The following is a 12,676-nucleotide window of genomic DNA, read 5'->3' as shown; positions in this document are numbered from 1 at the left end:
CCTTCAGGCCGTTTTATTCCTGAAGTAACCGACGTTATGTTGGATATTTCACAGGAGAAGTCTTTTGTTTTTATTGAAAAATATTGAAGAAATCCTCGCCTCTATTGCTATTTCGATTACCGTTCTAGTAGTCATTATTAATGTTGTTTTACGTTATGGCTTTGGATTTGTTGTCCCATGGAGCGAAGAACTCTCAGTTATTTGCTTCATATGGGCTGTCTATTTAGGCATTAGTTCCTGCTATAAACACAAGCTCCACATGGGTGTTGATGTGGTGGTAGCCATGCTGCCGGAAAAAGCCAAAACCCCGTTTAGGTTATGTGTTTCCCTCTTCCTACTGGCTCTTAACATCTTGATGGCTGTTCTGAGTTATCAATACCTGATGTTATCTAACAAGGTAACGCCAGTGATGGGCATGTCATATTTTGCTATCAATGGTGTGCTGTTAGTTTGTTTTTCATTGATGGCAATCCACACTGTTCGATTCATCGTCAGCGATATTGCTTCTCTAAAGCGCTCTTTTAAGTAGGTACGATTAATGGAAAGCTATCTTCCAATCCTCATTCTTTTTGTTCTGTTTCTATTGAATATACCCATTGCGTTTTCATTGATCGCATCGGCAATGGTGTACTTTCTCTTTATCAATGACTCAATTCCCGTCAGCTTGGTAATGCAGCGCTTTATTAGCTCGACAGAGTCATTTCCATTGTTGGCTATTCCATTCTTTATCATGGTTGGTTCGGTGATGAACTATGCGGGGATCAGTAAAAGCTTACTGGCTTTTGCAGATTCGATGATTGGCCATAAAACGGGCGGTCTCGCGCAGGTTAATGTGGCGCTGAGTACGTTAATGGGCGGTATTTCTGGCTCTGCGAATGCCGATGCCGCGATGCAATCGAAGATTCTTGCGCCTGAAATGACCAAGCGTGGTTATGATCTGCCATTTACAGCTGCAGTGACGGCGGCGTCATCAAGTATCAGCCCTGTTATTCCACCGGGTATTAACTTAATCATCTTTGCGCTGTTAGCGAATGTCTCCGTTCATCAGATGTTTATTGCTGGCTATGTACCTGCATTTTTGATGGCGTTATCGCTGATGGTGACAATCGCGTTTATCGCACGCAAGCGTCGTTATAAGCCTTCTCGTTCTGAGCCTGCTTCTGCGAAAGAGCGTTTTCATTACTTTCTAAAAGCGATTCCCGCGTTACTGATTCCATTCGGCATTATTCTTGGTATGCGTTTTGGTTTGTTTACACCGACAGAAGCGGGTGCAATCGCAGTATTGCTTTGTGCGATTATTGGTATTTTTGTTTATCGTCAACTTGGCCTAAGACATATCCCGCTAATCATGCGTGAAACGGTGCAGGGTACGAGTAGCGTGATGTTCATTATTATCGGAGCGATGGTCTTCGGTTACTACATGACCCTAGAGCAAATCCCGCACAATGTCGCGTCTGCTTTGATAGAGCTCACCGACAACAAGTTAGTCTTGCTGTTGTTGATTAACGTACTGCTATTAGTGGTTGGCATGTTCATCGAAGGCGGCGCTGCAATGATCATACTCACGCCATTGCTGCTTCCTGCTGTGCTTAACCTAGGCGTTAACCCGGTTCATTTCGGCATTATCGTGATTGTGAATATCATGATTGGTGGTGTGACTCCGCCATTTGGTTCGATGATGTTTACGGTTTGCTCGATTTTAAAAGTTCGTATGGTCGACTTCGTGAAAGAAGTGGCTCCGTTGTTGCTAGCACTACTCACGGTTCTGATGTTGCTGACTTTCTCTGAAAGCTTAGTGATGTTTTTACCGAATTTGCTTTAACACTGTTTTGTGATTAATTATTTAGAGGTGTAGAAATGAATTCGGTATCGAATGAATTGAACCCAAAATGGAAAAACATAGATTGGGTGTTAACCGATGTGGATGACACCTTAACATGGCAAGGTCAATTGCCACCGGAAACCCTAATAGCACTGAGTAAACTTCGTGATTCGGGGAGAAAAGTGGTTGCAGTAACAGGCGCTTGTGCCGGTTGGTGTGATCACATTGCTCAGTTGTGGCCTGTTGATGCGGTTCTCGGTGAGAACGGTGCGTTTATTCTGGAAAAGAAAGGCGGCTTTCTTACGTTGCGCTCTGATATCCCTTTACCAGAAGTCAGTGCCAACCAGAGTAAACTAAAAGAACAAGTATTGGCTATTTTGAGCGATTACCCAGGGCTCAATTTAACGCTAGATCAGTCTTATCGTTTGTGTGAGGTAGCGATCGATATTGGTCAAAATCGTCCAAAAGTCGACGACGCTATTATTGAAGAAATCGTAACTAAGATTCACGAGCTAGGCGCTCACGCTACAGCAAGCTCTATTCACATTAATGCTTGGTATGGTGAGCACTCTAAGAAAGCGACATCGACTGCTTTTCTTAAGGAGAAGGGGCTATCTAACCAAGAGATAGTTGAACGTAGTTGCTATGTGGGAGATTCGATGAACGACCAATACATGTTTGAAATTTTGCCTAACAGTGTCGGTGTGGCGAATATTCAGCATTACTGGAACCGTTTAGAGCATCATCCATCAGTGGTGATGAGCAAGCCGGGTGGGTACGGTTTCGCTGAGTTTGTCGATAAGCTGCTTGCCATAAAATAGCTCGTGGCTGTAGTCTTTGAACTGTCGACTATAGACATCAAACACAACTCACTTCTTTACTGAATTGAGTTGTGTTTTTGTTTTATGAAGATGTGTATGTTCACTTTTTGTATAGCGTTTTTGCCTGCTTTGAATGCTTTTCTTGGTGACTCAGCCCACAACTTCCAAACTTGCCGCGCTGCCATCTCAATTCCTAGATGGGTAAATTAGAGAATTATGAGAGGCTTACTTTGTGTTAGTCGAACCACAAGGAAGTTGAATGCACCACTTTAATATTCGAGCACTTGAATATCTGAATGCGTTATCAAAATATGGGTCACTACGCAAGGCATCAACGATGATGAACGTTGATCCTGCGGCGATGAGTCGAATGCTGACGCAGCTCGAAGCGCAAGCGGAAATGAAAGTATGGGAACGTAATAATCGACAGTCGCTTTTAACAGAAGCGGGTAACGAGCTACTGAATTACTACCGTTCAATCGTTCGGGGAGAGACGGCGTTAATAACTCGGCTAACTAAGCTGAAAAACCTGAAAGGTGGCAATGTCAGTATCGCAATTGGTGAAGGTTTTATAACCAACTTGGTTTCTCAGCCGATGCAAACTTTCATGACTCGTTATCCGGATATTAATTTGTCGATTGAGATTGCTGGAGCGTTAGATGCGGTTAAAATGCTGGAAGATCAACAGATAGATTTTGCGATTACCTACGCGTCTGCTCCACACCCTAAATTGCATTCACACGTTGAGCGTAGTCATCCGTTGGAGCTTATCGCTCCCAAAGGGCACTTTTTGACGATGAAAGAAGCGCCAGTAACACTTCAAGACGTTAAAGATGTTTCTGTCGCATTAATCGATAACTCGACTGGCATGGGACGGTTAGTGAAGCATGCAGAACAAATGTCTCACCTTACTTTGCAACCAAAGCTTCAAACTAACTCGGTAACAGCTCTCACTAACTTTGTGTCAGCAGGGTTGGGCGTCACGTTTATGCCAAAGCTTACCGTGCTTGATGAGATTAAATCGGGGCAAATCGAAGTGGTGATCACAGAGTTGGAAATGTTTTCGAAAGCGACCGTTAAGGTTCAGTCTTTAAAAGGCAGAGCACTGACGCTTCAAGCCGAAACGCTGTTAGATTTCTTACTCGAGAATGTGACGTTTTTGAGTCATGATGCTTATAATATTTAGGTTGATATAGAGATGCTCTAAATCGTTACCTTTGTGTATTTATTCATAGCTTACCAGTTCGTGTCTTCCTATAGTTAACTCTCTAACGGTATGAGCAACTTATTCTTCCACTTAACTACAAGTTAACTACGTACTCAACCTCACAGTTCTAAACTTCTGGGGTGGCCTCTAAGCTAAATTGACTTTTTATCAACAGTTTAACTATTGTTAAGTCAACGCCTGGCGAATAAGTTACAAGCCATTAACGAAAGTAGTATCTGAATTGAAAGCGGTGCCCAGAAAATTGAGTTTTTGCTGGGCATTAGGGGAAGAGCATGGAAGTTATTGTTATTGGTAGTGGCGTTATTGGATTGACCAGTGCTTGGTATCTAGCGAAAGAAGGGCACTCTGTCACGGTAATCGACCGCCAAGATTCTAGTGGTAAGGAAACCAGCTTTGCTAATGCTGGCCAAATCTCTTACGGTTATTCTTCACCATGGGCTGCTCCTGGTATTCCATTAAAAGCAATGAAGTGGCTCACTCAAGAGCATGCACCTTTGAAAGTGAAACCGTCACTGTCTCCTGACTTAGTTTCTTGGGCGACTAAGATGCTCACCAACTGCAATGAAGCCAAGTACGCCCAGAATAAATCGCGCATGTTGCGGGTAGCCAACTACAGCCGAGATTGCCTGACTCACCTAAGAACCAGTGAAGACTTGGTTTATGAAGGTAGGCAGAAAGGTACATTGCAAGTGTTTCGCAGCGAGAAGCAATTGGACTTCATTCAGCAGGATATGAAGCTGTTAAAAGAGAGTGGGATCGAACATTCTCTGTTTGATGTCGCTCAGTGTTTAGCTGTAGAGCCGGGTTTAGCAGATGTTAAAGATAAGCTCGTTGGCGGCCTTTATCTACCTCACGATGAAACGGGCGATTGTCATCAGTTCTGTTTAAATTTGACCGAGAAAGCCAAGAGGTTGGGAGTCCGGTTCGAATTTGATACCGAAGTGGTTAAGTTAAATCATCAGAATCAAATTATTGAAAGCATCACCACCACCCAAGGTGAATTTAAAGCGGACGCTTATGTGGTGGCTTCTGGCAGTTACTCTCGAGATCTCCTTAAGCAGGTCAACCTGACAATTCCTGTGTATCCAGTGAAGGGGTATTCGTTGACATTGCCTATCATTAATGAAGAGAAATCACCAACCTCTACCGTGATGGACGAAACCTACAAAGTCGCGATGACCCGATTTGATGACCGTATTCGGATTGCAGGTACCGCTGAGCTGGCTGGTTTCGACTACCATATTCCTGAAAAACGCAAAGCTACGATAGATATGGTGATAAAAGATCTTTTCCCTCAGGCGGGGGATTTTACTAAGGCAGAATATTGGACAGGGTTAAGGCCAATGACACCCGACGGCACGCCTATTATCGGTAAAACGCCAATCGAAAACCTATTTACGAATACAGGACATGGGACGCTAGGTTGGACAATGGCGTGTGGCTCGGGAAAGTTGTTAGCGAGTGTGGTCAGTGGCTCTACAACTGATATTAAAGCCGATGATTTGAATATTGCTCGTTACTTGTAACTGAATGATGTCATGGTCGAGCCAGTATCTTCATCGTTAAGAATGGGGTACTGGCTCAAGTTTTATATCGAATATTTATCTCGTGGTTGTTTCTAATACATGAGTGAAGCGCTCCCACGATTTCTGGTCGGCCTCTTGTTGATAGTTATTTGAGCCGAACACGGTAAATGCGTGCGGAGCACCACTGTAGGTGATCATTTCATGTGGGACTTTGGTTGTTTCAAGTTGAGCTGCGAGGTTGCCAAAATCTTCCATTGATATCATGGCATCAGCGGTTCCGTGGAACACAACAACTGGCGCTTTTGTCTGAGAGTAATCTTGTCCTTTTGGTGTCGATAAGCCACCGTGGAAGGTGACGTAAGCCTTGGAGGATATACCTGCTCTCGCGGCCTCCAATACGGCTGCGCCACCAAAACAATACCCCATCATCACGTTGTTATCTAAGTTACCACCTAGCTTTTCCGCTTCCATGGCTCCAGCATTGAGCAGCGTACGCATTTTTTCTCTGTCTTGATACAATTCGCCTGTGTGTTGCTTTTTGTCTTTCACTTTGGTTGGACGAATGTCTTTACCAAATAGATCGATGGCGAACACGTTGTACCCCAGTTCATTGAGCATCTCGGAACGTTTCTTTTCGTAGTCGGTTAAGCCATCCCAATCATGTATTAGCAGCACCAAAGGCGCTTGGTCGCTGGCTTCACTCCAATAACCTTCATAGTCCACACCGTCAACTTGGTAAGTAACGTTTTCTCCAGAAATCACAGAAAAGGGAAGTAGAGCTGCAAGTAAACTTAGCGTAGTGAGTGTTCGCATGCGTTAATCCTTTAGATGACAAATGATAATTCAATCAAAAGTATAGATAACGCTAGGATTCTCGCCAGATTCCTTCTTCATATTTGATGTTTGATGTTTGATGTTTGATGTTTGATGTTTGATGTTTGATGTTTGATGTTTGATGTTTGATGTTTGATGTTTGATTTTTAAGGTAGACATAGAGTGATAGTACGATCAATAAAAAGCCACCGTGATGAGATGCTGTGGCTATTTGATTATGAGAGAGGGTAAAAAACGACTACCAAGATGCGTTGTTACTGTTGCTGAAGATATCAGGGTACTTGCGTTGATAGCGTGGCAGCATAGATTCATTACCTAATATGCCACCTTGATGGACATAGATAATGGTTTTAGTCAGGTTGTCTTGTTGCCACTGTTCTAAGCATTGCCACATTAATGGGTCATAAAGTAGATCAAACTCAATATCGGTTTGTTCTTGAAGATCCAACCAAGTTTGATAATCCTTTTTATATAATTTACCAAAGTGATGTTTAGTTTTGAGCGGTAAGATCTGTGGATGGTCGGCTTCACCAAGTTCATTGAATTGCTGCGTTAAATAGTCGCTACCACCAACACAGGCGCAAGTTAATACAGGGATGTTATGTAACTTTAAATGTTTATGAAGGTAGAGTGCAGTAGCACCTGTGCCTGCTGGCAAGGCAACGACGAACTCATGTTGACTTTCGAAACGTGTCCAGCTGAGTATTTCCATCGCCAGTTGTTTTACGCCATATTCAGACAGTTGAGAGCGTCCACCTTCAGGTAGCACAATACAATGGCAGTCAGGTTGTCTAACTTGTTCAATGTACTCTTTTGGATGCAGCTGCGACCCAGCATCTCTCACTGAAATGACTTTAGCGCCCAAGTCTACAGCGCCACGATAGTTACCGATTGGGCGTTCATGTAGCCATTGAGGCAGGTGGTCGACGTAGAACTCAAGGGTCCATCCTTTAATCTTTGCCAGTGCAGCGAGAGAGAATAGCGAATTAGCTTGCGCAGAACCGTAGCTGATTAAGGTTGTCGTATTAGGGTGTTCGTCTTCGAGAAGTTTCATGAACTTTCGCGCTTTATTGCCGCAAAAATGAGAGTGGAGCTGATCGTCACGCTTCAAGAAAAAGGTGTGGTCGTTGTATAGATGTTGAGTTACAGGGCTATTATTTAGTTTCATTGCACTTAAACAAAATGCTGACTAAGAAGCCAGCATTTTTATATCAAATAGGACTAATGAGTATCTAGTAGCCTACAAGCGCTGTAAACCAACTAAATCAAGTTTTCATTGGATATCGAGTTCGATGTTAAGAGTTTACTTGCTCAGTTGCTATCGACGTCGATGAAGCTGAGCTCGTTTCAAAGGTGATCTTGGCGCTACATCCACCTCCATTACGATTGACGAGCTCAAAGCCCCAATGGAAGCGTTGGCATAAGTCGTCGACGATCAATAAACCTAATCCATGGCCATTGGGGTTGTACTGTTCCTGTAAGCCTTCACCTTGGTCTTCAATCATAATACTTTCTTCGGACAAAGAAACCATGACAGTGCCACTATTGGTCGCTGCAATGGCATTCCTTAATAGGTTGCCGACCAGCATATTCATGATAGCACTGGTGGCTTGAATGGTGGGTTCTGATTGAACCTGTAAGGATACTTCTATTTGTTTGTCATTTGCCTGTAACGAGTTCTTCGAAATGATGCTTTCTAACTCTTGTTGGCAAAATAAGCGCAGCGGCGCGTCATCACTGTTTCTTTCATAACGCACAAGGCCCAGTAAGGCATCGACCATTTCTGACATCTGTACAATCGCATCATCTATCCGTTCGACCTGACGAGATTGAAACTCCGTTGTTTCGCTTCTTAGTAATAACTTGTTTGCACCACGAGCAACCGTCAGTGGCGTTCTTAACTCATGACTAGAGTATCGAGCAAAGGCTTGTTCTCGTTTGAGTAATGAATTAATTTCACGACGATATTGATTCAGCTGATCAGTTAATTGGCGAAACTCAACGGCGGCGTTATCACTTACACCGAACTCTTCACTTAGGTTTAATTTATTTGTCTCGAGTTGCTCTGAAAGTAAGTTGAAAGGTTCTATCAGTCGTTTCGATAATCGATAGAGCAAAGCGCCAAAGCTAAAAATTAAAATGGAAAGTAATGTTAAAACGAATGTTGTTGCGTACACTAATTCGTCATGGCTAAACTCGACGCGGTCAACTTCAGATAAAAGGATGATTGGATAGGTTTTCCCTTTGTCAGAATACTCACCGACATACACCATTCGTGAATCAGGCTCTTCTCCTACCTCACCAACAAAGCTCTCTTTACCTTCAATGTATTTCCGGTATTCGATAGGGATGAATGAAGGGTCATTGTATGCCATGGTAAGACCATCGATGCGAATTTTACCACTCTCCCCTGACTGAAATTGCTCAACCGCATAGTTTCGGTCAATCAAGATACGTCTTTCGCCCACCCGATCTTCTGATAGATAAAGTGCAGACATAAACACTATGTAGGTAAAGACCGAGACAATGACCGCCATTGCCCCAAAGAAAACCGCTAGGCGGCCAGTTAGAGTTTTAGTGCTAGTGAGAACGTTCAAAATCAATTTGAAGACTCCAAACGGAATCCTACTTTAGGGACAGTAATCAACATTTGGTTGTTAAAGGGCTTGTCGAGTTGGTTTCGTAATTGATAGATGTGACTCCGTAACACATCGTTATTGGGCTCGTCTTCCTCCCAAAGCTGGTATGAGATAGCTTCACGAGTGACCACTTCAGGTGCACTTTGGCACAGCATCTCAAGTATGGTGTAAGTCGTTGGGTTGAGTGCGAGCAGTTTGTCTTGACGGTAAGCTTTACGGGTTTTTTGATCGATGGTGAGTTCATCGAATTGAAGTTTAGAAGAGGCTACTTTTCCGCGGTAGCGACGAACTAATGCGTTCATTCTCGCTTCCAAAATATCCAAATCAAAAGGCTTAGTGAGATAGTCATCGGCACCATGTGCAAAACCCTTCAACATATCTTCGCGGCTATCCAAGGCGGTCAGCATCAGAATCGGTGTCGCATTGCCTTGCTCTCGTAATTTATTACAAAGCGTTAGGCCGTCCATTCTCGGTAACATTAGATCCAATAGGATGATATCAAATGAGTTTTCCATTGCGAGCTGCAGTCCAAGTTCGCCATTGTCCGCGTAATCGAGTTCCATACCAATACACTCAAAATAATCAAATAAGACCCCGGCAATTTCACGGTTATCTTCGACTAATAGAACTCGTTTCATTTTGATTCTCATACAGAAATAGACGGTAACATTATCCTGAGTGAGCGTGAAAAATATGTCAATAACATAACTTTCACTTATGGGCGAGTAGATTGACTGCAGATTAGTCAATGGAAGAATGTATTATGTCTGAACTTCATATTAGCCGCCCTAAGATATCTACATCGCAGATCAACCCTGCTGTATCTCTGTCTATTATTGTGCCTTTTTACGATGAGCAAGAGGTGTTGGAAGAGTTCCACTCTAGGCTCACTAAAGTTCTTGATAGCTTGCCGATCACGAGCGAGATCGTTTATGTCGACGATGGAAGTAAAGACAACAGCTTGGAGTTGGTGAGTTCATTCACTTCAATCAATAGCTCAATTTCTGTTATCGGTTTAAGCCGTAATTTTGGCAAAGAATCAGCGATGAGCGCAGGCCTTGAGCACTGTCGTGGACAAGCGGTGATTTTGCTAGACGCTGACTTACAAGATCCACCCGAACTGATCCCGCAAATGATTGCCAAGTGGCGCGAGGGTTATGACGTCGTCAATATGCAGCGTAGCCAGCGCGACGGTGAAACATGGTTTAAGAAGTTTTCAGCAGCGAGCTTTTACAAAGTAATGAATGTGGCTGCGAAGATCGATGTTCCTGAGAATGTGGGTGATTTCCGACTGTTAAGCCGAGAAGTTGTCGACCATATTAATCAACTTCCAGAACGTAACCGTTATATGAAAGGCATTTTCTCATGGCCGGGTTTCCGACAAGCAACGCTCCAATTTAAGCGTGATGCTCGCTTCTGTGGTGAGACCAAATGGAACTACCTGAAGCTTATTGGATTGGCGATGGATGGCATTACCTCGTTCTCAATTCGACCACTGCGCCTTGCTACAGCATTGGGTGGCTTAGTCGCGCTGACTGCTTTTGTGTATGGAATGGTCATCGTGTTTAAAACCATGATGTTTGGTGAGCCAACCACGGGTTATCCATCAATGATGGTCGTACAACTGGCTCTTGGCGGCATTCAACTCCTGAGTATTGGTTTAATGGGGGAGTACATAGGTCGTATTTTCATTGAAACCAAGAATCGCCCTCTTTATCTGATCCAATCGGTGGTCGATACCCCTGCATTAAAAACACATTTTAAATTAGAGGAGTCAGCATGAGCCTGAACCGAACACACCTATGGTATTTGTTGGCTTTTGCACTGATTTTAAGACTTTTATCTTTGGCGACATACCCGTTAATGGACACCACCGAAGCGCGCTACGGGGAGATGGCTCGCTTGATGGTTGAAACTGGGAATTGGTTAACGCCTCAGTTTGATTACGGCATTCCTTTCTGGGGCAAGCCACCGTTGTTCACATGGATGAGTGCGGCTGGTATTGAGTTGTTCGGCCTGAGTGAGTTTGCTGTGCGTGCTCCGCATTGGTTAGCTGGTTTTACGACGATTTTGCTGGTTGCGTACATGGCTAAGCGAACCGGTCAAAGTGCCTTGGTCGCTGCAGTTGTATTGGCGACATGCGGCATTTTCTCTATCGCGGCAGGTGCCGTCATGACAGACATGGCATTAACGTTAGCTATGACTATTGCGATGCTGGGCTTTTACTTATGTTGGCTAGGTGGAGAGGATTGGGAAAGAGAAGGAAGTCCGCAGCCTAATGGAGTTTTGTGGGGCTATGTCGGCTTTATTGGGTTAGCACTAGGTCTGCTTGCAAAAGGGCCTGTTGCAATTGTCATTATGGGGATCGCTGTATTCCCTTGGTTGGTTTTACAACACGGCTTGTTTGGTGCTTTTAAAGTACTTTGGCAACGCTTTCCATTGTTGTCTGGCTTAGGTGTGATGCTAGTGATCGCTTTACCTTGGTACATCATGGCCGAAATGGCAACACCGGGTTTTATTGATTACTTCATTGTTGGCGAGCACTTTAAGCGTTTTGTGGTGAGTGGTTGGGAGGGAGATTTATACGGTTCTGCACATGATCAAGCGAGAGGTATGATCTGGGTATTCTGGATTCAAGCTGCTGTCCCTTGGTCGCTTGTATTACCTGTATTGGCGTTTACTCGACGTAAGAAAATTGCAGAGATTAATGCCAAAAATCGTGGGTTATTTTCCTTCCTTGTGTGTTGGTTAATTTCACCTCTGATTCTTTTTACTATGGCGGGAAATATTCTTCCCGCTTATGTGTTGCCGGGTATTCCAGCCCTTGGTTTACTGGTCGCGATACTTGTTGTGGAAAAAGATAAGAAGTGGTTTTCGAGCGTAGCTTTAGTTCTGCCAGTGTTGCTGATGATTGCGATGGTTTACCTAAACTTAGGTAAGGCGAACGAGAAGAGTGACCGTATTATCTTCGAACAGATCACCGATTCAGCGCCAAGTTTTTATGTAGGAAAACGACCGTTCTCTGGGCAATTTTATAGCCAAGGACAAGCGAAAAAGCTACTTGATGTAGAGCAACTAGACGGAATCGACAAGTTCTATTTGATAGGTAAAAGGGTGGAAGTAGAAACCAAGATTAAAGACAACGCGTTAACCTGTATTTTGGAACCTACGGTGAAAATAAAACGCGCTTTGTTCAGCTGTCATAGCCAAGCGAGCAAACCAACTTTGTCGTTGAGTCATATTAAAAGCCAAAGTGATGTTCAGCGTTAACTCAGGGCTACGAATGCTCAATAACAAGCTGCAGATACACAGTCAAAGGCTGCAGTCCCATCACAAGATGGTTCGGTTCGCAGTGGTTGGTGTTGGCGGTTTTGTTGTTGATTGCTTAGTGTTTGCATTGCTTCATTACGTCTTTGGAGTACCCCTAATGATTGCACGAATTGGTTCTTTCATTGCCGCTGCAACGACCACATGGTTTGGTAATCGCGTGCTTACTTTTGGGTTTAGAGGGCAGGGTAATTGGTCTGAAAAATTGATTCAGTGGCAAAAATTCATGTTTTCGGCATCGATATCTGCAGTACCTAATATACTGTGCTTCAAACTAATGACGGGTCTGCTTCCCCCTATTACTGGGGTTGTATTTATCGCAATGGCCGTCGGCACCTTGGTTGGTATGGTGACTAACTACCTGTTCAGTCAATATTGGGTATTTACTCGTTAGGCAAGTAAATGGAAGGCAAGCCATCCAATGACTTGCCTTCCATTTAAGGTGATTGCTAAGCGAGGAGAACGGTAGCTTTGACTCT

12 protein-coding genes are annotated in these 12,676 nt (G+C 43.8%); 8 read left to right on the top strand and 4 right to left on the bottom strand.

The genetic code is table 11. The features are described 5' to 3' along the window. Positions 1 to 64: 64 nt before the first annotated feature. The 5 genes from ACFI6G_RS06745 to ACFI6G_RS06725 all read left to right on the top strand — a co-directional run bounded on the left by ACFI6G_RS06745 (position 65) and on the right by ACFI6G_RS06725 (position 5,397). Positions 65 to 529, top strand: a complete 465-nt coding sequence (locus ACFI6G_RS06745) for a TRAP transporter small permease (RefSeq protein WP_010437942.1) — start codon at positions 65 to 67, stop codon at positions 527 to 529. 9 nt (positions 530 to 538) lie between these two features. Next, entirely contained in the window at positions 539 to 1,822 is a 1,284-nt protein-coding gene (locus ACFI6G_RS06740; RefSeq protein WP_010437944.1) for a TRAP transporter large permease, read from the top strand. 35 nt (positions 1,823 to 1,857) lie between these two features. Further along, entirely contained in the window at positions 1,858 to 2,643 is a 786-nt protein-coding gene (locus ACFI6G_RS06735) for an HAD-IIB family hydrolase (protein ID WP_016783853.1), read from the top strand. A gap of 259 nt (positions 2,644 to 2,902) precedes the next feature. Further along, the gene (locus ACFI6G_RS06730) at positions 2,903 to 3,829 is read left to right on the top strand and encodes a LysR family transcriptional regulator (protein ID WP_102305910.1); all 927 of its coding nucleotides are present in this window, start codon (positions 2,903 to 2,905) and stop codon (positions 3,827 to 3,829) included. A gap of 314 nt (positions 3,830 to 4,143) precedes the next feature. Next, positions 4,144 to 5,397: a D-amino acid dehydrogenase gene (locus ACFI6G_RS06725; protein WP_016798462.1), complete on the top strand. Its 1,254-nt coding sequence runs from the start codon at positions 4,144 to 4,146 to the stop codon at positions 5,395 to 5,397. Positions 5,398 to 5,472: 75 nt separating this feature from the next. On the opposite strand, the gene ACFI6G_RS06720 is transcribed toward ACFI6G_RS06725, so the two are convergent. The 4 genes from ACFI6G_RS06720 to ACFI6G_RS06705 form a co-directional block, all read right to left on the bottom strand. Then, on the bottom strand, positions 5,473 to 6,210 hold the full coding sequence (locus tag ACFI6G_RS06720; protein ID WP_046209127.1) for a dienelactone hydrolase family protein: 738 nt from the start codon (positions 6,208 to 6,210) through the stop codon (positions 5,473 to 5,475). Between the two features lie 259 nt (positions 6,211 to 6,469). After that, entirely contained in the window at positions 6,470 to 7,399 is a 930-nt protein-coding gene (locus ACFI6G_RS06715) for a pyridoxal-phosphate dependent enzyme (protein ID WP_010437956.1), read from the bottom strand. Positions 7,400 to 7,526: 127 nt separating this feature from the next. Continuing rightward, on the bottom strand, positions 7,527 to 8,834 hold the full coding sequence (locus tag ACFI6G_RS06710; RefSeq protein WP_016795130.1) for a sensor histidine kinase: 1,308 nt from the start codon (positions 8,832 to 8,834) through the stop codon (positions 7,527 to 7,529). Continuing rightward, positions 8,831 to 9,508 (bottom strand): response regulator transcription factor, encoded by a 678-nt coding sequence (locus tag ACFI6G_RS06705; protein WP_010437961.1) that lies wholly within the window; start codon positions 9,506 to 9,508, stop codon positions 8,831 to 8,833. Before ACFI6G_RS06705 ends, ACFI6G_RS06710 begins: the two co-directional genes overlap by 4 nt. Positions 9,509 to 9,633: 125 nt before the next feature. Here ACFI6G_RS06705 and ACFI6G_RS06700 point away from each other — a divergent pair, with 125 nt between their 5' ends. Genes ACFI6G_RS06700 through ACFI6G_RS06690 form a run of 3 tightly spaced genes read left to right on the top strand, consistent with a single transcriptional unit; the run spans position 9,634 to position 12,591 of the window. After that, positions 9,634 to 10,653 (top strand): glycosyltransferase family 2 protein, encoded by a 1,020-nt coding sequence (locus ACFI6G_RS06700; RefSeq protein ID WP_016783856.1) that lies wholly within the window; start codon positions 9,634 to 9,636, stop codon positions 10,651 to 10,653. Next, the gene (locus ACFI6G_RS06695) at positions 10,650 to 12,140 is read left to right on the top strand and encodes an ArnT family glycosyltransferase (RefSeq protein ID WP_016768381.1); all 1,491 of its coding nucleotides are present in this window, start codon (positions 10,650 to 10,652) and stop codon (positions 12,138 to 12,140) included. Before ACFI6G_RS06700 ends, ACFI6G_RS06695 begins: the two co-directional genes overlap by 4 nt. Beyond that, entirely contained in the window at positions 12,127 to 12,591 is a 465-nt protein-coding gene (locus ACFI6G_RS06690; RefSeq protein WP_016783858.1) for a GtrA family protein, read from the top strand. The genes ACFI6G_RS06695 and ACFI6G_RS06690 overlap by 14 nt, the downstream gene beginning before the upstream one ends. The last annotated feature ends 85 nt before the right edge of the window (positions 12,592 to 12,676 follow it).

Source organism: Vibrio sp. PSi01, from assembly GCF_054960695.1.
This window is presented reverse-complemented; position numbering and strand designations above follow the sequence as displayed.

Excerpts from the sequence above, each read along its gene's own strand:
- ACFI6G_RS06700 (WP_016783856.1), top strand. The coding sequence starts at position 9,634 with ATGTCTGAACTTCATATTAGCCGCCCTAAGATATCTACATCGCAGATC.
- ACFI6G_RS06740 (WP_010437944.1), top strand. The coding sequence starts at position 539 with ATGGAAAGCTATCTTCCAATCCTCATTCTTTTTGTTCTGTTTCTATTG.
- ACFI6G_RS06730 (WP_102305910.1), top strand. The coding sequence starts at position 2,903 with ATGCACCACTTTAATATTCGAGCACTTGAATATCTGAATGCGTTATCA.
- ACFI6G_RS06725 (WP_016798462.1), top strand. The coding sequence starts at position 4,144 with ATGGAAGTTATTGTTATTGGTAGTGGCGTTATTGGATTGACCAGTGCT.
- ACFI6G_RS06690 (WP_016783858.1), top strand. The coding sequence starts at position 12,127 with ATGTTCAGCGTTAACTCAGGGCTACGAATGCTCAATAACAAGCTGCAG.
- ACFI6G_RS06735 (WP_016783853.1), top strand. The coding sequence starts at position 1,858 with ATGAATTCGGTATCGAATGAATTGAACCCAAAATGGAAAAACATAGAT.
- ACFI6G_RS06695 (WP_016768381.1), top strand. The coding sequence starts at position 10,650 with ATGAGCCTGAACCGAACACACCTATGGTATTTGTTGGCTTTTGCACTG.
- ACFI6G_RS06720 (WP_046209127.1), bottom strand. The coding sequence starts at position 6,210 with ATGCGAACACTCACTACGCTAAGTTTACTTGCAGCTCTACTTCCCTTT.
- ACFI6G_RS06715 (WP_010437956.1), bottom strand. The coding sequence starts at position 7,399 with ATGAAACTAAATAATAGCCCTGTAACTCAACATCTATACAACGACCAC.
- ACFI6G_RS06705 (WP_010437961.1), bottom strand. The coding sequence starts at position 9,508 with ATGAAACGAGTTCTATTAGTCGAAGATAACCGTGAAATTGCCGGGGTC.